Consider the following 23,172-nt stretch of genomic DNA (forward strand, 5'->3'; position numbering starts at 1 on the left):
ACAGAATCTTGGCCTTACGCATCTTAAATTCCCCGAATTCGCAAGCATTATTCCGACGAGGCCCGTTAGCAGCTGGGGAAAACGCCTACATTCACACAAAAACAAGTAATTGCGTTCAAAAAAACTTTGTGTGAGTATGTTTCTCAATGTTTGTACGAACTGCGATCGTACCAGCACTTTATACGCCTTGGAGACCGTTGTGAAAGATTTGCAGTCTGATCCACGCTCGAACACGCGAACGGCCCCAAGCCAAAACACATTAGGTCACGCACTGCGCAAGCGTCATGTGACGATGATTTCGCTAGGCGGAATCATCGGTGCCGGTCTGTTTGTTGGAAGCAGCGCGACGATTGCATCGATGGGGCCGGCTGCCTGCCTGAGTTACCTCGCAGCAGGCATCGTCGTACTCTTCATCATGCGGATGCTCGGCGAGATGGCACTGGCATGCCCTGGCGTGGGCTCATTCACGGAGTTTACGCGCCTTGCCCTCGGTAACTGGGCTGGATTTACCAACGGTTGGCTCTATTGGTACTTTTGGGTCATTGTAGTCGCTGTCGAAGCGGTGGCGGGTGCCGGCATTCTGCAACGTTGGGTGCCCCTGCCCGTGTGGGTGATCGGACTGATTCTCCTGTCGCTCATGACCGCAATTAATCTGATGTCGGTCAAGTCCTACGGCGAGTTTGAATATTGGTTCGCCTCCATCAAGGTCATCGCCATTGTGGTTTTCATCATTGTAGGTGTCGGCTACCTCCTTGGCTTCAGTGACTGGAGTCATATCTCCAGAAATCTCTTCGCGGATCGCGGGTTCCTGCCGTTCGGATGGATGTCGGTCTTCGCGGGAATTCCGACGGTCATTTTTGCCGTGGGCGGCGCGGAAATTGCAACAATCGCCGCCGCCGAATCCGATGATCCGAGCAGGAATGTCGCCTCCATGACTCGCTCCGTCATTCTGCGGATTATCACATTCTATGTAGCGTCGATGCTTGTGATCGCCTGCATTGTTCCCTGGGCTCACATTAAAGTTGGCACGTCACCGTTCGTCGCGGCGCTGTCCGTGATGAATATCCATGGTGCCGCCGACATCATGAACATGATCGTGCTTATAGCAGTGTTGTCTGCACTCAACTCCGGCCTCTATGTATCGTCTCGCATCATGTTTCGCTTAGCGGAGCAAGGTGATGCGCCTCGTCGGGTAGTGAAGCTGACATCCAGCAAAGTGCCACGTTTGGCGGTTGTTGCAAGCAGCAGCATTGGTTACGTGGCGATTCTCGCCGCAATCGTTTCGCCTCAGGGTGTATTTCTTTACCTTGTCAGCGCATCAGGCGCAGTCATGCTCTTCGTCTATCTGTTCATCGCCATCTCGCAAATCATCATCCGCAAAAGACTAGAGGCAACGGCACCTCAGCGTCTCTCTTTGAAGATGTGGCTATTTCCCTGGCTGTCTTACTTGGTGGTTGCCGCTATCGCAGGCGTACTCCTCGCCATGGCCTTCGATAAAGAATTGTCAATGCAACTTGTGGCGAGCCTTGTTAGCCTGGCCGTTGTGTCTCTCATTTACGTTGCCACACGCAAAAAGCGCCTGGGATCTGTTTCACCGCATTTCGAAAAACCCGCCTCGAACTGGAAAAAGTAATGGCCGACGTAGCAATTATCGGATCGGGCTTCATCGGGCTCTCCAGCGCTTACTGGTTGATGCGCGAAGGCCATAACGTCACTTTGTTCGACCCCAAAGGCCCAGGAGAGGGCGCGTCATATGGAAATGCAGGTACTTTTGCCAACTACGCCTGCATCCCCGTGAATAACCCTTCGGTATTCGCCGGCATTCCGCGCTTTCTGCTTTCGGCAGCCAGTCCCTTGCGCATCCGCTGGGAGTACATGCCGACACTTGCGCCATGGCTGATGCGCTTTCTGCTTTCTTCAACGCCGTCGCGCTATCGCAACAGCACGGAAGCATTAGCGAGCTTACTTTCCCGCGCGCAAGAAGGCTATCGCGACATGCTTATCGACTCCAGCTTATTGGCGTTTGTCCAGCCACGTGAGTGCCTTTATCTCTACTCCAGCAAATCTGCGTTCGAAGCATCGTATCCATCCTTGGAACTGAGACGGTCTCTTGGCATCGAATTTGACAATCTCGAAAAAGAAGCAATTCAAGAGTATGAGCCAAATCTCGCACCCATTTTCAGACAAGGAACACTTTTCACCGGTAGTTGGTTCTTGAGTGACCCGCGTGGATTTTTGCAACAGCTTCACGCATCGTTAATCAAAAAAGGAATGCGTCACGAACGAAACGGCATTGACCAGATCGATCCGATGATGACGGGCGTATCTATCTCCGATGACACAGGCCAGAAATTTGAAGCATCGCACGTTGTCGTATGCGCCGGGGCCCTTTCCCGCCGGTTCGCAAAGCAATGTGGCGACGCTATCCCGCTTGATACCGAGCGCGGCTATCACGTGAGCTTTCCGGGAACCGCATCGTTGATATCGCGGCCTTGCGGTTGGGCGGAGCGCGGCTTCTACATGACGCCAATGGCTTCCGGAATACGCGCGGCAGGAACGGTGGAACTCGGAGGATTTGTAGACCGCAAGAACGAAGACCTGCTCGGCCTGATCGAGACGTCGGCGCGGGCGGCTTTGCCAAACCTAGGACCATCAGGTGAAAAATGGCTTGGCTTTCGCCCAAGTTTGCCAGACGGCCTTCCCGTCATAGGCACCTCACATAGATCCTCGCGCGTTGTGTATGCATTTGGCCACCAGCACCTTGGCCTGACACTGGGTGGCATAACTGGTTCGGTTGTAGCCGACCTGATTTCAGGTCGAGAACCTTGTATTGATTTGCGTCGCTACAGCGCAAAACGCTTCTCGCATAACACCATCAACCACCGCTTCTGAAGGGGCTGCACCATGAATCGTCGCAATCTGCTAATCAGCTTGGCTGTTGGCGCGCTATATGCCCAGACGTCCGCTTTCGCCGCGGAGCCAGAAATCATCAAGATTGGCTACGCCGGACCTCTCACCGGTGCTGTAGCCCGCGTTGGCAAAGACCTGGAGAACGGAGCGCAACTCGCCATTGACGAGGAAAATGCGCGTAAGCCTGTAGTCGACGGAAAGGCTGTCAGGTTTGTTCTGGACGTGCAAGATGACCAGGCCGATCCGCGCGTTGCGATACAAGTTGCCCAGAAGCTTGTCGACAGCGGCGTGGTGGGGGTGATCGGCCACTACAACTCAGGCTGCAGTATCCCGGCGTCAGCTGTTTATCATAATGCCAATATGGCAATGATCACACCTGGGTCAACAAACCCGGCGCTGACGATGCAAGGATTTGCCAATGTGTTCCGGACGATGGGAAATGATGGCGTGGGCGGTGTCATCGCGGGACGTTTCGCCGTCGAGCAATTGAAAGCGAACAGAATTGGTGTCATAGACGACCGGACTGCATTCGGCCAAGGTCTGGCCGACGCTTTCGTGAAAGGCGTCGGTGAAGTCAAAGGAAATATTGTCGGCCGGGAATACACAAACGACAAAGCGATAGATTTTCGCGCGATCCTGACAACGATGAAGCAAAAGAAGGTCGACCTGATCTTCTTTGGTGGACTTGACGAACAAGGCGCGATGCTTGTGAAGCAAATGCGCTCACTTGGCATGAAGACGCAGCTCTTTGGTGCTGGGGCGCTCAAAAGCAACGCGTTTTTGAGCATAGCCGGGCCAGCAGGGGAAGGCACCAAGGATTTGGAGCCCGGTCCTGCCCTGGACAAACTTCCGTCGGCTGTTGATTTCGCCAAACGATACAAAGTGCGATTTAATCAGGATGTCGAGCTTTATGCGCCATTTGCCTACGATGCGGCACTTACCATGATCAAAGCGATTCATGAAGCCAATTCAACCGATCGAGCAAGAATCGTGGCTGCGTTGCCAAAGGTCACGGTCCAGGGCGTCACCGGTAAAATCGCCTTCGACTCTCGCGGTGACCTCGTGAATCCGCCTTACACGCTCTTCGAGGTAAAACAGGGCGAATGGAAAAGTGAGCAGACAATCAATTAAGGTTTTGTCACTCTCCTTTGCCAGGAACCGCATATGATTTTTCGTGAAACCATCGGCGCGCGAACCTACTTGTTCGATGGGTTAGGATCGTTGCTAGCCAAAGCCGGCCCGCGCCGCTCGGGTGACGAACTGGCAGGGGTTGCCGCATCTTCGGAAGAAGAACGCGTTGCCGCGAAGCTCGCGCTTGCGGCAACGCCGCTAAAAGTATTTCTCAATGAAACGCTCATACCGTACGAGGAAGACGAGATCACGCGCCTGATCGTGGATAGTCACTCCGATGCAGCATTCAAGCCGATCTCCCACCTGACAGTCGGTGATTTCAGAAACTGGTTGCTGAGCGAGGATGTTGACGCGTCGGCGCTGTCCGGCATTGCCAATGGCGTAACGCCTGAAATGGCCGTGGCAGTATCGAAATTGATGCGCAATCAGGATCTCATCCTCGTTGCAAAAAAACGCCCCGTCGTGACGCGTTTTCGGAATACCGTGGGTCTGCCTGGTCACCTGTCCGTCCGACTCCAGCCCAATCATCCTACCGACGACGTGAAAGGCATTGCAGCATCCATGATCGATGGTTTGATGTATGGCAGTGGAGACGCAATGATTGGGATAAACCCGGCTTCCGACTCGCTTTCCGCGATCACTGCATTGCTCCGGATGATGGACGACTTCCGTCAGGCGTATGCCGTGCCCACGCAGACTTGCGTCCTTACGCACGTAACGAACACAATCGCGGCAATCGAACGAGGTGCGCCGGTCGACCTGATTTTTCAATCGATTGCGGGAACCGAAAAAGCGAACGCAAGCTTCGGCGTCTCGCTGTCGCTTCTTGCAGAGGCGTATGACGCCGGTCGTTCGCTTGCGCGTGGCACCGTGGGAAGCAACTTCATGTACTTTGAAACGGGTCAGGGCAGCGCGTTGTCAGCGAACGCTCACCATGGACTAGATCAGCAGACATGTGAAGTCAGGGCTTACGCCGTCGCTCGGAAATTTGATCCTTTTCTAACCAACACCGTAGTCGGCTTTATCGGTCCGGAGTACCTATACGACGGCAAGCAGATTATTCGGGCGGGGTTGGAAGACCACTTCTGTGCGAAATTGCTTGGCGTACCGATGGGGTGTGACATCTGCTACACGAATCACGCTGAAGCGGACCAGGACGATATGGATACGTTACTGACATTGCTAGGTGCTGCCAATATCAACTTCATAATGGGCATTCCGGGCGCGGACGACGTCATGCTCAATTATCAAAGCACGTCGTTCCATGATGCGCTGTATGTGCGTCAAGTACTCGGACTGAAGAGAGCACCAGAGTTTGAAAGCTGGCTTGAGTCGATGCAGATTATCGATCAAATGGGACGCATCAGCAGCCAGTCGCATACTCAACCACTGCTGGGTTGGGTCGATTCATGAGCGATACACCGAAGCGTCGAGACGACGACGGCAATGTAAAGCCCGATGTATGGGGCGCATTGAGAAAGTTTACCGATGCGCGCATTGCGCTGGGACGATCAGGGAGCAGCTTACCCACCGCGCCGCTGCTGGCTTTTAATCTTGCACACGCTCGCGCTCGTGATGCGGTGCATACACCGCTAGACGTCGCCAAGCTGGTAGCGGACTTCCACACGCGATCGTTACAGACGCTTGAAGTAAAGAGCGCCGCCACTAACCGCGATATCTTTCTGAGACGACCCGACCTTGGTCGTCACTTGGACGAAGAAAGTAAATCTCGTCTATTCCGAATGGCCAAGCAAATTGAGACAAAGCCGGACCTAATTTTTGTCATCTGCGACGGTCTTTCATCGCAAGCGGTTGCTCACCACGCCGTGGCGCTCATTGAACGAACCATTGCGCGATTGCCAAGCTGGCGTATCGGACCGGTTGTAATCGTCACCCAGGGCCGAGTCGCCGCAGGCGACGTCGTTGGCGAAATATTAGAGGCCAGGATGGTGGCCGTATTGGTCGGCGAGCGGCCTGGGCTCAGTTCACCCGCGAGCCTCGGGGTCTACCTGACTTTCGCTCCACGAGTTGGATGCAGCGACGCCGAAAGGAACTGCATCTCTAACGTGAGGCCAGAGGGTCTCACGTACGACGCGGCGGCCTTCAAGCTCGCGTATCTGGCCGATGCCGCGCGCACGCGGAAGATAACCGGTGTCAATCTGAAAGACGATAGCGGATACGAAGCATTACCGGGCGGCGAAGACCAGCGGAGAATTGTCCCAGACAAGCGCCAATCCAATACGCAACACGAAATTTAACACTTGGTTCGTCGTTAAAGCGTTTGCGGCAACGCGCAGCTCTAGATAGCGCTTTACCCACAGCAGCAAGCCGATCAAGGGCGCGTTGCCGGGCAGCATCGGCAAAATGCCATCTAGCTTGCGATGACATTCTTTCGATACGACCATCAGGAGAACTTGTTCAGATCTACATGACCAGTGCTCGCGTTCGCTTACCTGGTCGTCACTTAATAGCCATCTACAAATCAACCGCACCACTTTTTATTTATTCGGAATGTATCTGTACGGTAGATAAGGAATATGAATATGCGCAAGACAATTGCAACCGGCTTGCCCGAGGGAAATGCACCTGTTGAATGGGCGACAATCTCGAACGGAACCCTTTATACAGCTAGCATCCCTGTACGCGCGGATGGCTCGATCGAGGACGGCGACATCATCACACAGACTGAGTTGACACTGAACAACCTCAAGCAGATTGTGGAGGCTGCGGGTTGCACGATGGACGATGTGACACAAGTTCAGGTTTTTCTCACTGACAAAATGTATTTTGACGATATGAACGAGGTTTACAGACGCGCGTTTTCGAAGCCCTATCCGAACAGAGCGACGGTGATTGCCGGTCTGATGGTCCCTGGCGCCAAGATAGAAATTGTCGCCCACGCAGTTGTTAGAAATGCCGAATAAGTGGGCGAGGACTTGTGACTACGTGCATTGACCCAATGCATCAATTGGCCTCTCGCCAGACCCCCTTCCGTGCATCTGCCAGCCTCTTTCGCATCGCTGCCGTGATACGTTGATGCGTCTTAGTGTAGTCATGCCACGGATCGTTTTCCACGACGGAAGCATCAGCCAAATCTGCCATTCTTTCGTGAATATTGGCCAGCGTCCAATGATCTCCCCCACGAATCGATGTCAGCTCATCCCAATTAATTGGAATTGATATGCCCAATCCCGGCCGCGCACGCAACGAGTACGCGGCCACGGTGCTGGCACCCCTATTGTTTCGGAGATAATCGACAAAGACCTTGCCCTTACGATTTTCCTCACCCATTTTTGCGCTGAAATGCTCGGGGAGCGTTCCTGCAAGATGCTGCGCGACAGCCTGCGAAAAATCCCGCACAGTGCCCCACACCGCATGACGTGTCAGCGGCACAACGACGTGAAGACCTTTTCCCCCGCTGGTTTTGCAAAACGACCGCAGGCCGATTTCTTCGAGAAATGCGCGGGTCAATTGCGCCGCCTCTATCATCTTCTTCCAGGACAACCCCGCGCCGGGATCGAGGTCAAACACCATTCTGTCCGGTTTCTCGATGGAGTCGACCCGGGCATTCCACGTATGCAGTTCGACCGTTCCCATCTGGGCGGCACCAACCAGCGCCGCCACATTATCGAGCGTCAGCAGCGGCGGATGGCCGGGGTCGAGCTTCGCGTGCTGCATGACATGGGGAATCGATAACGTTGGCGCGTGCTTCTGAAAAAAGCTCTCACCAGCAATATCGGCCGGAACGCGCAACAGCGATACCGGCCGCCCTGCGAGTTCCAGCAGCAACCAAGGGGCGATCCATTCACAGTAGCGAACCAGGTCGATCTTCCGTGCGCCGCTGTGTGTATCAATCACACGGTCGGGATGCGTGATGCGCACCCCGGCAATCGTCTCGCTGGAGGCGGAATGCTTTCTGGAGACCTTCTGCGTCGCGTCCTGTTGGGCGGCTAGGTGCCTGCGTCCACCTGTCGCACTGCGTTTTGTCTCGGACAAGATAGTGCGGCTGTGTGAAGGCATCTGGGGGTCCTCTCGAACAATATCTTTCGCTGACTTGTCAGCCCGCAATTGCACGAACGACGCTTGACGCAATACGCCATTGCGCGTCCACTCGGAAAATTCACACTCCGCCACCAATGTCGGCCTGATCCAATGCATCATGGCCGCGTCGCGTGGAACAGGTCCATCAATAACGCGCTGGCGCCTCGAAGTGCCCTTGTAGACAAGTTTATCGATGCTGCTCCTCAACGACCGTAGCATCGCGGCGCTGAAGCCGGTTCCCACGCGTCCCGCGTAGCGCAATACGGATCGGCCCTTCTCGTCCTTGGCATTGACGCCCAGCAACAACGCACCGAAACCGCGACGCGAACCTGTTGGCTCAGTGAATCCGATGATGACGAACTCCTGCCGCCGACGGCACTTCAGCTTGATCCAGCTTTGCGTGCGCCCCGCCCGGTAAGCGCTGTCGATGCGCTTCCCAATCACCCCTTCGAGCGACAGCGCACAAGCATGTGAGAGCAACTCGGCCGGGGGCGCGTCAAAGTCGTCGGAGAATCGGATCACCGCATCCGCTGCATAGGCGACACGCGCGGCCTTGCGCTTCGATGCAGTCGCACGCGTGGCGCTTGCGGGAGCACGCGCGAGATCAGTCGCCTTGGTGGCATTCGCGTCCCCTGGCACGGGGATATCGGCAAGCAAGGCACGCAACAGCGCCCTGCGTTCAAAAAGCGGCACATCGCGCAGATCATATCCGTGGAAATAAAGCACGTCGAAAAGATAGAGAACGATGTGGCTACTGCGATCTGCATCGAACGCGTTCTGCAACGACTGAAAATCAGGTACGCCTGTTTCGTTGTACGACACCGCCTCGCCATCGAACCACGCCCCGCCAAACGGGCCGCCCATTTCCTTGGCAATGGCTTCCGTCCATCCTCGCAATGCATCCGCCTGCTCGGGCAGCTTGGCGGTCCAATCGTTCTGCTGCCGCGTAAAAAGACGGCCCCGATGACGCTCTTCCTTCGCCTTCGAAGCAGCCGGGCGCGACTGCGCGAGAATCCGATAACCATCGAATTTGATCTCGTACGACCACGTTCCGTTCTCAGGCGCCGCTGCGACGAGAGTCGCCAATTGGGGCTTCATCGTCTCCGGACAGCCACGGCGCACCGCGTGGGGCTTGACCCGGGCCCACACGTCTTGCCAATTCTCCGCTACCCGTCCACGCTTATTTGCCACGGTCGCCTTTGCTGCTTTTGCTCTCGGCTTTACCGTCCCTTCTTTCGATTCGCGCTCCTTCAGCAGCAGCCACTGCGCCTGTTTTCCTCGCATCCGTGTACGTACAAGCGCCCATGACCCATGCAGGCGCTGACCATGTAATCGGAAGACCAATTTTCCAGATCGATAGCCCTCCCTCGCCGCAGCCAGCCCTCCCTCTGGTTCCCAAGAGCCTTTATCCCATATGCTGACGTCGCCGGCACCATAATGCCCTGCGGGAATGGTGCCTTCGAATGAACCGTATGCGATGGGATGATCTTCGACATGAACCGCAAGACGCTTGACCGCCGGGTCCTCACTCGGCCCCTTCGGTATGGCCCAGGATTTCAGCGTGCCATCCAATTCCAAGCGGAAATCAAAATGATGGCTGCTTGCATGGTGTTCCTGAACAACGTACAACAACGCTTCCCGGCCGCCAGCACGCGTGCCACTCCCCTTTCTCCATGCCGTGACCGCAACCGAACCGCCGTCGGGCTCCCGGGTGGCTGACGCGCCAACGAATCTCCGTTTTCCACGATAGGTCGCAAGATAGTCTTCCGCCATCATGGTCCTCCAGTGCCGGTCTTCTTCCGACCGGACCTGCCGCTATTCTTCCGTGCACTAGTGGCACGCTTCGGTGATTGACGCGTCGTCTTGCCAGCCGTGCGATCGTCATCGTGACGCTTCCCGCCGCGTTGACCCAGGCTCCGTTTCAGCAAGGCGGTGAGATCAAGGATATTGGCGGACTGCGTGCGATCGTCCGTTGGGATCGGCACCGCTTCCACGGTCGTTGTTTTGCCAGCACGAATCTTTCTTTCGACCAACGCGAGCACGTCGTCTCGAAAGCGATCCTTGTAGCCGTCCGGCGTGAAATCCGCGGTCATATCGTCGATCAGACGCACCGCCATCTCGCGCTCGCGTGCGCTGACGCTGGCATCACGCCAGGCGCATGCATGCGCATCGCCGTCGTCCTCCGCATCCAGGACCTCCTCTGCCCAGCGCAATGTCGTCAAGGACAGGCCGTCGGGAGTGGGAACCAGCGCGCAGAGGTGCTGCCGCTCGTGCATGACGACGAGTGCGATCCCGATCTTGCCAGACCGATCCAAGGCTTCCCGAAACATCTTGAAAACCTTCTCTCCTCGCGTATCCGGCATGAGACGATAGGGGGTGTCGAGGTACACAAAATTGACCTGATAGGCTGGCACGAAGCACATGACATCGATGCTTTGCGTGGATTTTGGATTGGCTGCGCGCAACTCGTCATCGCTCAGCCCGACAAAGTGCTCCTTCTCGTATTCGAAACCCCGCACGATCTTATCGCGCGGCACGTCCTTTCCGGTCCGCTTGTTGTACTGGCGATAACCAATGGGGTCGAGCGACCGGCCATCCAGTAAATGAAATGACGGCTTGGATGCCCGCGTCGCCGGATACAGTTGCACTGGGACATGCACCAGTCCAAACGCTATCGCACCTTTCCAGAGGATCTTGGCCATCGCATTCCTTACGGGACATAAAACGGTAAGGCGAGCAGCGCAATTTATGTACCTGAGGACGAATTGATCCTTGCACGACGCCATTTGCACAGTACAATGCGCGCTATGCGAAGTCCGGAAGCGGGTGAAAATCCAGCACGGTCGCGCCACTGTGACCGGCCATAAAGCGATGAACCCCTCCTCGCGCGCCGGAAGTCAGACCTGGCTCCGCACATGTATCCATCCAACCCAACGGGGCGCGTAACCCCATGGAGTCATTTGCGTGAAATCCTTTGTCCGACTGCGGACAGGCGCATCCGCGGCTGATGCATCTCTTTCGCTTTCCCCTCGCCGTGTTCACGGCTATAAGATCATCGACACGAAGCGGCGTGCGCGCACGCCAAGGCCGAGGTTGCCGGCGATGGCGGTCTTGGCCACATTGCAATCGATCGGTGCAATGCATGTGGCATACGCCGCCGACTCGGTCGACCCGAATACCCCGCTCCCTTCGGCGCATGAAGCAGCACGCCAATCGTCCCTGCCGGCGGTTATCGTTGCTGCCCCGCGTGCGGATTCCGGCAAGGAACGCCTGGCCCTGCCGGTGCACACCGGCAGTCGGCTTGGCACTTCGAGCCTGGATACGCCGGCCAGCGTCGAGACGCTGGCCGGCGACGCGATACGTGCACGCGGCGATACAACCGTCGTCGATGCGGTCACCCGCGCAGCCGGTTATGCGAACAATGCGGCGCCCGGCAACGGCGGCACGGCGGTGTCGGTGCGCGGCTTCACTGGCCAGGAGTCCATCACGACGCTATTCGACGGCACCAAAATGTTCGTGGGCGCTGGAACCGTGACGTTTCCGTTCGATACCTGGTCCGTGGATCGAATCGAAGTACTCCGCGGGCCGGCCTCGGTATTGAATGGTGAAGGCGGAATGGGCGGCGTCATCAACGTCATCCCGAAAGCACCGCAGGCCGAACGCAGCACAACGGTCCTCCTGGGCGTTGGCGCCTACGGTGAGAAACGCATGGCACTGGATACAACGGGCGCCGTGGACGCCAGCCGTCCGGGTGGTCCAATGCTGACTTACCGGTTCTACCTGAATGACGATCGCAACAACGGCTGGCTGCCACGCGGACAATCGCACAGCACGGCCGTAGGCGGTGCATTGCAACTGGACGCCACGCCTACACTGCGGTTCACGCTGGACTACGACTACGCACGGCAGATGCCCACGACGTATTTTGGTATTCCTGTCCAAAACAGCGCTTACTCGTCCGCGCTGACCCGGCAAAACTACAACGTGAGCGACGCGCGAATAGCGTACTATGACCGTTGGATGCGACCCTCGATGGTCGCATTGCCGGACATCGGAATCGCTTTGTCATCGGCACCGAGTTCAATTCCGTGAACTTCGTCGACACAAGCAATACGCCCTATGATGGCAGCTCGGTGGTCCCGCAACTCGGCTTCGACCCAGGTGTCTTCGCCAGCAGCGACGCAACGGTCCCGGTGTTCCGCACACGAACAAACCAGGCCGCGGTCTTTACCGAGAACCGCCTGGAAGTGACCGACCGCCTTGCCTGGGTCAGCGGCCTGCGCTACGACCATATCGATTATCGTCGCGACACATTTGCCACGTCGAGCACCGCTGCAACGTCCTTCAGCCGCACGTTTGCGAACACCAGTTGGCGCACCGGCCTGGTCTTTGCCATGACACCGGACCTATCGGTCTACGGTCAATACACCACTGGCTCCGACGGGGTGGGGTCGCTCATCACACTGTCGCAGGCAAACAGCGCCTACTCGCTGTCCACCGGTCACCAGTGGGAAGCCGGCATAAAGCAGATCCTTGCCGGTGGCAGCGCCGACTGGACACTGGCGTTCTATCAGATCGTCAAAAAGAACCTGCTCACTACAGATCCGGATAATCCGACGCAGACGATCCAGGTAGGCCAGCAATCCTCTCGCGGCATCGAATGGACCGGTGCATTGACGTTGCCGCACGGCATCGTCGTCGACGCGAATTTTTCGGTGTTGCGCGCCCGATATGACAACTTTTCCGAATCGGTCAACGGTGTGACCGTGTCGCGCGACGGAAACGTGCCATATAACGTGCCACAGCAAACCGGCAATGTCTGGCTGCGCTGGGCGTTTGCGCCAGGGTGGAACGTGGGCGCGGGGGTGCGGTATGTTGGCAGCCGCTACGGGGACACGGCCAACACGGTGCGAATTCCGTCCTACATACTGTTTGATGCGAGCGCATCCTGGCGGGTCTCCCACCAACTCACCCTGGCGCTCTATCTGCGCAACCTGACCAATCGTACCTACGTTGTCACCTCGTCAAATAGCGGGACGCAATGGCTGCTGGGTACACCCCGATCAGGCGGCGTCACCGCTACCATGACGTTCTGACGCTATCATCGACGGGCCGTGCGTTCGCATCGGCGCACGGCACGACAAGGACAACGCATGCAAGAAACCGCGCGGTTGACAATCACAGGATTGCATTGGCGCCCGGGGTCACGCACCCATCAGGCAAGACGTGTGTTGACCCGGCATCATGGAGATCAATCCCGCGACGCATCGGGCGACCTGTTGCATGACGTGTCATTGACCGTTGCGCCGGGGGCGTTTGTCGGGCTGATCGGCCCCAATGGCGGCGGCAAGAGCAGCTTGTTGCGCTGCGCCTTTCGCCATGCGCGTCCCGACAGTGGGCAGGTGTTGCTGGACGACACCGATATCTGGCAGGCGAGCGCCCGCTGGAGCGCGCAGCACATTGCCGTCGTGCTGCAGGATCCGCCCGACGAATTCGGTTTGTCCGTGGAAGAAGTAGTGACGATGGGACGCACGCCGCATAAGCGCCTGCTGGACGGCGTGACGCAGGAGGATCTGGCGCTCGTGGAGCAGGCGCTGGACGATGTCGATCTAGGCGACTATCGGCACCGCCTTTTCGCCACGCTGTCGGGCGGCGAGCGACAACGCACGTTGTTGGCGCGCGCGTTCGTCCAGCAGCCGCGCGTGCTGATGCTCGACGAGCCCACGAATCACCTCGATCCGCGCCACCAGATCGCGTTGCTGCGGCGTGTCAAGGCGCGTGGCGTGTCCACGCTTGCCGCGCTGCATGACCTCAATCTGGCAGCCGCCTTTTGCGATCGGCTGTATTTGCTCGTTGAAGGTCGCATTGTCGCGCACGGCACGACGCGTGACGTATTGACAACCGAACGACTCAAGCAGTACTACGGTGTCGACGCATTGATAGACGACCATCCGGTACATGGGCATCCCCGTATCACCTTGATCACGGAGTAACGGTGACAACGCTTATTCTTGAATTCAGACAACGATCCCTGGCGACCTGGATTACGACGCTTGCGCTGAGCATCGCCGCGGCAGCGCAAGCCGCGCCACCCGGTAGCAAGGTGTCCGTCGTATCGCAGACACGAGAGGCCCCGCCGGCATTGTCCCATCCCAACCATTATCCGGTGACAATTCAGAGTTGCAATCGGACCGTGACCTTTACCCATGCTCCGCGACGCGCCATCAGTAACGACATCAACCTGACCGAAATGATGTTGGCGTTAGGCCTGCGGGATCGAATGGTCGGCTATACCGGCATTTCAGGATGGAAAACCGCATCGCCCTCCCTGACCGCCGCGCTCGGTCCGCTTCGCGAATTGGCGCGCCGCTATCCACCACTGGAAACGTTGGTTGGCGCAAACGCCGACCTGTATGTAGCGGGCTGGGGATACGGCATGCGGGTAGGCGGTCCGGTCACGCCATCGTCCCTGGCGCCGCTCAACATCGCCACCTATGAATTAACGGAGTCGTGCGGGCACGTCATGGCTCGTCAGGCGGCAACGCTCGATGACACCTATAATGACCTGCGCAACCTCGGCCGCATATTCGATGTCGATGCACGGGCCGAGGCGCTTATCGCATCGATGCAGGCGCAGGTCTCCGCGGTGCGGCATGCGCTTTCCGGCACACCGGAAAAAGTGCGCGTGTTCGTTTATGACAGTGGTCAGGACAAGCCGTTTACGGCAGGCGCATTGGCGATGCCGACCGCCTTGATCGAAGCCGCGGGCGGCCGCAACGTGATGGATGACGTACAGCAAAGCTGGACGCAAGCAGGGTGGGAAAGTGTCGTCGACCGCGACCCCCAAGCGATCATCATCGTCGACTATGGCCCCACGACCGCTGAACAAAAAATCCACTTCCTGCGCGATAACCCGGCGCTTGCAGGCATCGACGCCATCCGTGCCGGCCGCTTTATTGTCTTGCCCTACGACGCCGCCACGCCAGGCATCCATAATGCCGAGGCGGTGGGAATCATCGCGCACGCATTGCATCCGCACGCCTTTGCACGCGACGCCCAACCAGGATCACGTTAGATGAAACGTGCCTCCAAGCGCGACTGGCATCGCATGTCCATGGGACCGGTGGGCAAATCCGTTTCGCACCCCGCGCATCCCCGAGGCGCATCACGCACCTGGATTGTCACATTGTCGTTGGCGACTGCCGGACTGCTGATATCGATTGTCGCGGCGACGGCCCTTGGACCGGTCACGCTATCACCGAGCAATACCTTACAAGTGGTGCTCGCGCATCTCGGCTTGCATCGCATGGAAGCGACGATATCACCCGCGACCGATGGCATCGTCTGGTTGATCCGCTTGCCGCGCGTGTTATTGGGGGTGATCGTCGGCGCGACGTTGGCCGTAACCGGCGCAACACTGCAAGCGGCCACGCGTAACGTGATGGCAGACCCTCATCTGCTTGGCGTCAGCACCGGCGCGGCATGTGGCGCGGTGGTCGCGGTCGTCATTGCCGGCAACATGGCCGGACAGTGGACGCTATCGCTATTTGCGTTTATCGGCGCGTTGATCGCCAGTACCCTCGTGCTTCTGCTGGCGGGCTGGCGCGGCTGCCTGACGCCTGCGCGCTTGCTGCTGTCCGGTATTGCGATTGCTTTTACGGCTGGTGCCTTGGCCAACCTGCTGCTTTACATAGGGGACCAACGAGCCGCCACGTCGGTGCTGTTTTGGATGCTGGGTGGCCTTGGTCTGGCGCGTTGGTCATTGCTCGGCATTCCAGCGACGTGCGCGGTGGCCGGCATCGCATGGCTTTGGACGCGCAGTCGCGCGCTCGACGCGATGATGAGCGGCGACCTGTCGGCAACCGCACTCGGCATTGACGCGGCACGGATGCGTAGAGAAATCTTCGTCGTCTGTGCGATGCTGACCGCGATCACGGTCTCGGTCAGCGGTGCGATTGGCTTTGTCGGTCTGGTTATCCCGCACCTGTGCCGCCGTTTCGGCGGCGCGGCCCATCAACGCCTTTTGCCGCTCTGTGCCGTGTTCGGTGCAATCTTCCTGGTATGGGCCGATGTCGGCGCGCGTGTGTTGATTGCACCCGATGATCTGCCCATCGGCGTGATTACCGCGCTGGCTGGCGGGGCAGCGTTGACAGTGTTGGTTCGCCGGTTCTAGGGGCCGCGGCCTCCTCCCACCAAAGTGAGCCCCTGCCGGGAACGTCCAGATCGAGCCGCTCACCGATACGCGGCGTCGATACCATCACGCCGCACGCAGCGGCCAGTTCGGTGACCCGCTCGAACGGATCCTGCCAGCGATGCATCGCGAGATCGAAGGTGCCATTATGAATCGGCACCATGCAACGCCCCTGCAGGTCGATGTGTGCCTGCACCGTTTCCTCCGGCTGCATATGCACATAAGGCCAGCGCTTGTCATAGGCACCGGTCTCCATCATCGTGACGTCGAACGGTCCCAGCCGCGCGCCGATTTCCTTGAAACCATCGAAATAGCCCGTGTCGCCGCTGAAGAAAAAGCGCTTTGCCCCATCGACAATGACCCATGATGCCCAGAGCGTGCTGTTGCCGTCGAGCAGGCTGCGCCCGGAGAAATGCTGCGCCGGCGTGGCGGTGAACGCGATGCCATCCACGGCCGTGCCCTGCCACCAGTCGAACTGCCGCACCTTTGCGGCATCAATCCCCCACGCGATAAGCCGGTCACCCACGCCCAGTGGTGTCAAGAAAACGTCGGTCCTGCTCGCCAGCGCGCAGACCGTTTCGCGATCGAGATGGTCGTAATGGTCATGCGACAACAACACGGCTCGCAATGACGGCAGCGCGTCGAGCGTGATGGGTGGCGCATGGAAGCGCTTTGGTCCCAAGTGCTTGAACGGTGACGCCCGCTCCGCGAACACTGGGTCCGTCAAATAGAAAGCACCGCGCAGCTTGAACAACAGCGTGGAATGACCGAGGCGATAGAGACTGAAATCCGGTGCGGCGTCCAGCGCGGCGCGTGACAACGGCATGACAGGGATCGCGTCGGGCCCCTCTGCCGGACGCGTATCACGCGGCTTGTTGAACAGGATGTCCCAGATGATGCCGAGGGTCTTTCCGAACGGTTCGGACGGACGCGGCTTCACATTACGAAAGCGCTGCCCGTCGTGCTGTCTTGAACGACCGAACCATCGCCGACCTTGCCGAGATGCATGCGCACCGAGAACGTCTAAAAATCGCGACGCCAGCGACGCCGTCGGCATATCCCGCACCGGAGTATTGCCATCACGCGACCGCGTGTCCACGCCCGCTTCCGAAACATCGTTCATGCCCTTGGTTTTCCTGTTGGAAATCGAAAAATGTATACTAGTCGGTGTAGTTTAATTTTAGTGTAGTCCGAATGCATCGAAAGGTAAACTACCCGGTGTAGAATTCCCGGATGGAAATTGTGCCCCCCTCTCCTGCAACACCAACGCGCCTGACCGATCGCAAACGGGCGGCGATCATCGCCGCCGCGATCGACGCGTTCCGCGAAACGGGTTTCGACGCCACGAGCATGGATCGAATCGCCGCGCGGGCGGGCGTGTCCAAGCGAACGGTATACAACCACTTCGACAGCAAAGAGGCGTTGTTCGCGACAATCCTGATGCAATTATGGGAAGCGAGTTGCGGCAATGCCACTGTCGTCTACCATGACGACCGGCCGTTGGCACAACAGCTCAGCGCGCTGCTGCACAATAAAATGCGCTTATTGAACGATGAAGCATTATTGTCTTTGGCCCGTGTCGCCATTGCCGCAGGCATCCATTCGCCTGAGCGTGCGCGCGACATGATCGCGCGCTTGGGAGAGCGCGAAGAAGACTTGACGATCTGGATTCGTGCAGCGGTCGCGGCGGGCAAGCTTCAGATCGATGATATCGCGTTCGCCTCGGAGCAGTTGCAGTGGCTAGTCAAAGGTTTTGCTTTCTGGCCACAGGTCACCATGGGACAAGCGCCGCTAACGGATGCCGAACAACAACGCGTGGCAGCGGCCAATGCGGCGCTGTTCCTGGCCCGGTACGCGCGATAAACGGCCCCCCAGCCTTAGCATGATCGTGTGACGTAACCATCGAATCCGGCCATTCGTGTGGAGACAAACGCATACGGTGCGTGAACGCGTGAACAACGCCGACCCGCTTGGTCGCGGGCATATCGAAACGATCAGCCTTATTTCATGGACATAATGATGTCATTAGGGAAATCGCTTTCATTACCATTGAGCTGGCGACCGATCATTCTTCGCATTCTTTAAATCATCGTAATCCTAATATATAGCATACGTCCTTCACCGATCAAAAAACACGACTGCGATCTGACCAATCGCACGGTTTTCAATGATCTACGACGCGTTTGGCACCATGCCAAACAGGTTCAGGACGGTAACCCATTCAAAAGCTACCTTGCAAAGCAGGGGCGCACGGGCAATAACGTCATCGCGCCGAAGCGCGGTGCAGTAGATCGCGGGGGCACGGTCGGCTACACCACCTCAAGCAGATCGACGACCTATTATTGGGATTGCACGATCGGACCACTCATGTCGGAGCGCAGGCGGGCTGTCCGACACACCCCGCCAGGCGCGATCTCGATCGCGGCCAACTGTAACGACGTGAGGTGCTGTCGGCGGGCAAATGATCATGGCCTGGCCGTGGACGGAATGACTGCCTGCTTGACTTGCTGACACATCGTTGGCCTGCAAAAATCCGTAATATCAGGCATGCTGGAAGTAAGCAATGTGCGTTGCCGGCCGGAACCCGGCACGATGTGCATGATAAAGCCACTATTACGATGGAGACGCTGCGCCGTGAAAATTGCTGACCGCCCTGCTGGCGCGTCGCGCCGGTTCCGCTTGGCCACGTGGCTGCGGTTTGCGCACGGATCGCACGGCGCGCGGCCATTGATCAGTCAGGCCGTTCTGAGGGATCCGGCACCGCCTCCATGGCGCGGACCGGCGTGGCTCGCCATTCTGGTCGCGTTGCCATTGGCATTGAGCGGGTGTGGCTCTTTGTTCGACGAGGGTGCCGCGGCGGGCGCGGGCGTGGTGGGTGCAACGGTGGCGAGCAAACTGACCGCCAGCGCTGCCGTGACGTCCGGCATCAGCCTCGGCGCCCTTGCAGCGGCGCAATCTGGCGCCAAGTACGTCGAAAAACGCGCGCACCAGCAACAGCAGGATACGATCGCGCAGCGTGCCGGTCCGCTTGCGCCGGGACAAGTCGCCGACTGGCAATTCGATCCCCGGGTCAAACTTGAACCGGAACAACATGGACGCGTGACCGTGAGCCGCGTGATTGCCGCGCAAGGCCTGGATTGTAAGGAAATTGTTTTCTCGGTCGATACGGTGATGCATCAGGTCAAAACACAGCCGATCACGGCCTCCAGTCAGGGGAGCAGGAGTAGCGATGGTTGGCTTGCGGACCAAGCTACCCACCAGGCACCACGAGACCATGTCCAGACAGATAGCGAACCCATCAGCGCGTTTTACGTGGCGACAATCTGCCGGGACGGCGCGAATTGGAAATGGGCCAGCGCGGAACCCGCCACCGAACGCTGGGGAGCATTGCAGTGAGGTCGCGCGGTGTGTCCTTCCCGCTGCACACAGCGATAACGTTGACTTTGATAGTGTCGATGCTGGCCGGCTGTAGCGGCATCGGGGGCTATGCCGGTGCGGTAGGCGGCGTTGCCGCCGCTGGCGCCAGCGCGAACCCTGCCGTTGGCATCGGCGTAGGTATCGCGTTACGCGCAGGCGTCGACGCGCTCTTCGATGCCATCTTCCGGCACATGAAAACGGGCGAACAGGATCGGCTTGCCGCTCAGGCAGGCAGTTTGCCGGTGGGACAGCGTGCACCATGGATCGCAAAGCAAATCTGGCCCCTGCCGGACAAACAAGGCGACATGCAGGTGGTCTCCGATATCGATAACCCGTTAAGTCCTTGTCGCGTCGTGTTGTTCTCGGCGCTGACGAAAAAGCAGCGGACGGCACGGCAGGCAAACAATGTCCCCCTCCCTTCCACTAACGACACGGGCGCACCGGGCGCGGTTCCCCCGGTTCCCGCGCCGGCGGGTGGCACAACTTCCACGACGCTGTCCGTACAGTGGTTCCAAACCACCGTCTGCAAGCGCTCTGACGGAAAATGGAAATGGGCACAAGCCGAGCCGGCAACCGAGCGCTGGGGTAATTTGCAGTGAAGCTGGTGCACCACGGCCACGTGCATGGAAGGTATTACCTCGACGTTTCTGACGACACGCGCTTTACATTTATGCCGACCCTGGCCGTGCCAATGGCAATACCGGTGATCACGAGAAACAGCGCAATGATCAGCGTTACATCCAAAGGCTCGGCCAACCAGATCGTGGAGCACGTTATGCCCACGACCGGTGTCGCGAGCAAGCCAAGCGCGGTGGTTGTTGCAGGCAAGCGTCGATTGACCAACGCCATCGCCCAGAATGCCATGGCCGTTGCGGCAACGCCGGCAAACAGCAAGGCGCATATCAACGTGTATGTCCAATCAATGTTTTGACGTCCTACCATCGTCGCGCCAAGCACCGACATCACCATCGTCGCCAACAACGCTTCCCAGAAAACCAGTTGAAGCGGCGTTGAAGTCCAGCGACATGTGCGAACGTAGACAATGCTGCATGCCCAGCACAATGCTGCTGACAGAATCAAGCCACATCCTAAAAGCGCGCGTGTATCGCCCCAATTGAATGCCATCGGATTAAATAATACCCCGACCCCCGTAAGGCCGATGCATAACCCGCAAATAAGGAGACGACTCATCGGTTCTTTTAAAAACAACCACGCCGCCGGTGCCACCCAGAACGGCGTGGTGTAGGCGAGAACGATGGAGCGCCCAACTGGAACATAGGTTACGCCATAAGCAACCAGCGTGGAAAACCCGACCATGTGGAGCAGCGATATCGCCATGATAACGGGAACATCGTCTCTTTTCGGCAGCGTCAATTGTCGACGCAGCATGAGCAATAGCAGTAGTGCGACCGATGCGATAGCGGAACGCATAGCGGTCGCCCATATTGGGTGAATGCTGTCGACGATTAATTTGGTCAGCGTCCAATTCACGCCCCAGGTGACAACGACGAGGCATAGCAACAATATCGCACCACGTGCCTTGATCGCATTTTCCTTCATTGCTCCGCCTTTTAATAAAATAAAAGTAGAACTAATCGAATGGTAAACTCGACCCATGCTGTCGCACAGAGCAGGTTGATGGAATATATCCATGCCAGTCAGCGTCAGAAAGGAACGTTCAAGGATGCTTGACCTCACGTTGAATAAAGAACTTCCTGTTCCACTGTTCCGGCAATTATGTGATCAGTTGCGGGACCATATCATGGCAGGCAGGTTGGCGACAGGATTCCAACTGCCCTCCAGCAGGGAAATGGCGTTGTTTTGCAATATTGGGCGCAACACGGTTGCCGCAGCTATCGACCAGCTTGTGATGGAAGGCTTTCTCAGCGCAAGCCGCGGCAGGCGCCCACGCGTCTCCGCACTGCCAAGCGTGGAAAAATCCGTTGTTTCAGCAGAAAAAAAATGGGTTGCGCGACACCACCCTGCCCAATCGCAGTGGGCCATGCGCATTTCAAAAATGGACTGTCCGCCTCCCACGCTGCCACGCACATTTCCATTTACCCCAGGATTTGGAGACCCAAGAGAATTTCCACATGACATATGGGCGCGTTGCTTACGCAGCGGCGCCCGTAGGAACGCCATCACCCCGGCGACGCGCTCACCCATCAACTGCCACCGTCTTCAGTGGGCCTTGCTTCGGTATCTAGGACGATCAAAAGGCATACGCGCCACGACATCCAGGATATTCATACTGCCATCCGCGCAATCCGCTCTCGAATTGATCGCACGGACCATCTTGAATCCAGGTGACGTTGCATGGATCGAAAGTCCGGGTTACCGCGGAGTACGCGCGGCAATACGGTCAGTGGGCGCACATCCAGTAGGTGTCGAAGTTGATCGGGCCGGTATGAGCGGCGACGTTCGACACGGCCGCCCCCGGGTCATATTCGTGACGCGCTCTCATCAGTATCCAACGGGTGCTCTTATGTCAGTCACGCGTCGTCAAGCTTTATTGCATATGGCGGCTGAGCACAATGCCCTTGTCGTCGAGATTGATTACGATAGCGATTTCCACTACGAGGGGCATCGTCTCACGGCCCTGCAGAGCTTGGACACGTTCGGCACAGGTGTGGTCCACGTTGGAACGTTTGCGCAGACGACATTCGCTGATATCCGTGTTGGCTATGTCATCGTTCCTGACTGGCTTGTCGACATCTTTCACAAGGCACAGCACAGCACCGGGCAGTTCGTACCTGCCGCCGCACAGGAAGCACTGGCAACCTTCGTGGAAGACGGACATTTTTTATCACACGTTCGCCGGATGACACGCGTCTACCAATGTCGACGCGATTACCTGGTGGAGACGCTCCGTGGCGTGCTGCCCCATTCGATTCAGATTTCCCCACCGGCCGGTGGCATGCAACTGCTGCTTAGATTGGCCACCGACGCCGATGACGTCGTGCTTGCCGCTGCGCTGGCAAGCGAAAACGTGATAGCACGGTCTTTATCGAAAAACTGCCTTCCCATTGGCGCTGAAACAGGGCTGGTTCTCGGCTTCGCGGCGTGGCGGCCAGATGAAATGTGGGAAGGCATCCAGGTGCTTGCGCGATTACTGCAACCCCGAGGAACCAAACGCTAGCGCGCGCCATGGATCGCCCGCCCCAAACGTTCAACTTCATCCCGCGAGCGTCACCAAGTAGCGGCTCGATATTGCTGTTAGTTGCGATTTATATCTTTGTTCTTCCTCGCGCCTGGCTATCGCTTCGCGCAAGCCCGCTTGTGCCGCATCCGCGTCTCTAGCGCCGCGCGTCTCTTACGTCATATGGCGGCGGTATCAACACGACTACGCGTAACTGTGAGGAAATGCTGACGTTAAGAGCTGCTCCGTCCATGCAAACTGAGTGCAGCACATCCGCCACACTACGCGTTAACCCGGCCATTTCGTCGCAGCATGACTTGTTTCTGTGGCAACATTCCTCCTC

Annotated in this window: 19 protein-coding genes; 15 read left to right on the plus strand and 4 right to left on the minus strand. The window is 57.9% G+C overall.

The annotated features are described in order from the left end of the window. Positions 1–199: 199 nt before the first annotated feature. The 6 genes from SJQ66_RS09475 to SJQ66_RS09500 all read left to right on the plus strand — a co-directional run bounded on the left by SJQ66_RS09475 (position 200) and on the right by SJQ66_RS09500 (position 6,965). Positions 200–1,633 carry an amino acid permease gene (locus SJQ66_RS09475; protein ID WP_407691471.1) on the plus strand — a complete coding sequence of 478 codons (1,434 nt, stop codon included), beginning with the start codon at positions 200–202 and terminating at the stop codon, positions 1,631–1,633. Continuing rightward, the gene (locus SJQ66_RS09480) at positions 1,633–2,892 is read left to right on the plus strand and encodes an NAD(P)/FAD-dependent oxidoreductase (protein ID WP_024903911.1); all 1,260 of its coding nucleotides are present in this window, start codon (positions 1,633–1,635) and stop codon (positions 2,890–2,892) included. The genes SJQ66_RS09475 and SJQ66_RS09480 overlap by 1 nt, the downstream gene beginning before the upstream one ends. 12 nt (positions 2,893–2,904) lie before the next feature. Continuing rightward, positions 2,905–4,041: a branched-chain amino acid ABC transporter substrate-binding protein gene (locus tag SJQ66_RS09485; RefSeq protein WP_036010429.1), complete on the plus strand. Its 1,137-nt coding sequence runs from the start codon at positions 2,905–2,907 to the stop codon at positions 4,039–4,041. 33 nt (positions 4,042–4,074) lie between these two features. Then, complete coding sequence (locus SJQ66_RS09490) at positions 4,075–5,454, plus strand: ethanolamine ammonia-lyase subunit EutB (protein ID WP_036010426.1); 1,380 nt, start codon at positions 4,075–4,077, stop codon at positions 5,452–5,454. Next, entirely contained in the window at positions 5,451–6,299 is an 849-nt protein-coding gene (gene eutC, locus SJQ66_RS09495) for an ethanolamine ammonia-lyase subunit EutC (RefSeq protein WP_024903910.1), read from the plus strand. The genes SJQ66_RS09490 and eutC overlap by 4 nt, the downstream gene beginning before the upstream one ends. 285 nt (positions 6,300–6,584) lie before the next feature. Next, positions 6,585–6,965 (plus strand): RidA family protein, encoded by a 381-nt coding sequence (locus tag SJQ66_RS09500; protein ID WP_024903909.1) that lies wholly within the window; start codon positions 6,585–6,587, stop codon positions 6,963–6,965. A 40-nt stretch (positions 6,966–7,005) separates the two neighbouring features. On the opposite strand, the gene ligD is transcribed toward SJQ66_RS09500, so the two are convergent. Together ligD and ku are read right to left on the minus strand one after the other, a co-directional pair. After that, positions 7,006–9,858 (minus strand): DNA ligase D, encoded by a 2,853-nt coding sequence (ligD, locus tag SJQ66_RS09505; RefSeq protein ID WP_169786167.1) that lies wholly within the window; start codon positions 9,856–9,858, stop codon positions 7,006–7,008. Beyond that, positions 9,855–10,784 (minus strand): non-homologous end joining protein Ku, encoded by a 930-nt coding sequence (ku, locus tag SJQ66_RS09510; RefSeq protein ID WP_320533985.1) that lies wholly within the window; start codon positions 10,782–10,784, stop codon positions 9,855–9,857. The genes ligD and ku overlap by 4 nt, the downstream gene beginning before the upstream one ends. Before the next feature lie 262 nt (positions 10,785–11,046). Here ku and SJQ66_RS09515 point away from each other — a divergent pair, with 262 nt between their 5' ends. From SJQ66_RS09515 to SJQ66_RS09535, 5 genes are all read left to right on the plus strand, one after another. Further along, a complete protein-coding gene (locus SJQ66_RS09515; RefSeq protein ID WP_320533986.1) occupies positions 11,047–12,174 on the plus strand; it encodes a TonB-dependent siderophore receptor in 1,128 nt (375 codons plus the stop codon). Then, complete coding sequence (locus tag SJQ66_RS09520; protein ID WP_320533987.1) at positions 12,171–13,178, plus strand: TonB-dependent receptor; 1,008 nt, start codon at positions 12,171–12,173, stop codon at positions 13,176–13,178. Before SJQ66_RS09515 ends, SJQ66_RS09520 begins: the two co-directional genes overlap by 4 nt. A gap of 57 nt (positions 13,179–13,235) precedes the next feature. Continuing rightward, positions 13,236–14,075, plus strand: a complete 840-nt coding sequence (locus SJQ66_RS09525) for an ABC transporter ATP-binding protein (RefSeq protein ID WP_024903906.1) — start codon at positions 13,236–13,238, stop codon at positions 14,073–14,075. A 110-nt stretch (positions 14,076–14,185) separates the two neighbouring features. Further along, positions 14,186–15,157, plus strand: a complete 972-nt coding sequence (locus tag SJQ66_RS09530; RefSeq protein ID WP_052738271.1) for an ABC transporter substrate-binding protein — start codon at positions 14,186–14,188, stop codon at positions 15,155–15,157. Positions 15,158–15,196: 39 nt separating this feature from the next. Next, on the plus strand, positions 15,197–16,255 hold the full coding sequence (locus SJQ66_RS09535) for a FecCD family ABC transporter permease (protein WP_046152841.1): 1,059 nt from the start codon (positions 15,197–15,199) through the stop codon (positions 16,253–16,255). On the opposite strand, the gene SJQ66_RS09540 is transcribed toward SJQ66_RS09535, so the two are convergent. Beyond that, positions 16,203–17,330 carry an MBL fold metallo-hydrolase gene (locus SJQ66_RS09540; protein WP_320534185.1) on the minus strand — a complete coding sequence of 376 codons (1,128 nt, stop codon included), beginning with the start codon at positions 17,328–17,330 and terminating at the stop codon, positions 16,203–16,205. The genes SJQ66_RS09535 and SJQ66_RS09540 overlap by 53 nt on opposite strands. A 176-nt stretch (positions 17,331–17,506) precedes the next feature. On the opposite strand from SJQ66_RS09540, the gene SJQ66_RS09545 reads away from it, so the two are divergent. The 3 genes from SJQ66_RS09545 to SJQ66_RS09555 all read left to right on the plus strand — a co-directional run bounded on the left by SJQ66_RS09545 (position 17,507) and on the right by SJQ66_RS09555 (position 20,289). Then, the gene (locus SJQ66_RS09545) at positions 17,507–18,136 is read left to right on the plus strand and encodes a TetR/AcrR family transcriptional regulator (protein WP_036010403.1); all 630 of its coding nucleotides are present in this window, start codon (positions 17,507–17,509) and stop codon (positions 18,134–18,136) included. Between the two features lie 771 nt (positions 18,137–18,907). Further along, positions 18,908–19,669, plus strand: a complete 762-nt coding sequence (locus SJQ66_RS09550) for a hypothetical protein (RefSeq protein ID WP_157685070.1) — start codon at positions 18,908–18,910, stop codon at positions 19,667–19,669. A gap of 41 nt (positions 19,670–19,710) precedes the next feature. Next, positions 19,711–20,289 carry a hypothetical protein gene (locus SJQ66_RS09555; RefSeq protein ID WP_320533988.1) on the plus strand — a complete coding sequence of 193 codons (579 nt, stop codon included), beginning with the start codon at positions 19,711–19,713 and terminating at the stop codon, positions 20,287–20,289. A 34-nt stretch (positions 20,290–20,323) separates the two neighbouring features. Here SJQ66_RS09555 and SJQ66_RS09560 read toward each other — a convergent pair whose 3' ends face one another. Then, positions 20,324–21,250 (minus strand): DMT family transporter, encoded by a 927-nt coding sequence (locus SJQ66_RS09560; RefSeq protein WP_046152794.1) that lies wholly within the window; start codon positions 21,248–21,250, stop codon positions 20,324–20,326. 124 nt (positions 21,251–21,374) lie between these two features. Here SJQ66_RS09560 and pdxR point away from each other — a divergent pair, with 124 nt between their 5' ends. Then, entirely contained in the window at positions 21,375–22,829 is a 1,455-nt protein-coding gene (gene pdxR / locus SJQ66_RS09565) for a MocR-like pyridoxine biosynthesis transcription factor PdxR (RefSeq protein ID WP_407691472.1), read from the plus strand. The last annotated feature ends 343 nt before the right edge of the window (positions 22,830–23,172 follow it).

The sequence above is a fragment of the Robbsia andropogonis genome (assembly GCF_034047095.1).
In the GTDB taxonomy this organism is placed as follows: domain Bacteria; phylum Pseudomonadota; class Gammaproteobacteria; order Burkholderiales; family Burkholderiaceae; genus Robbsia; species Robbsia andropogonis.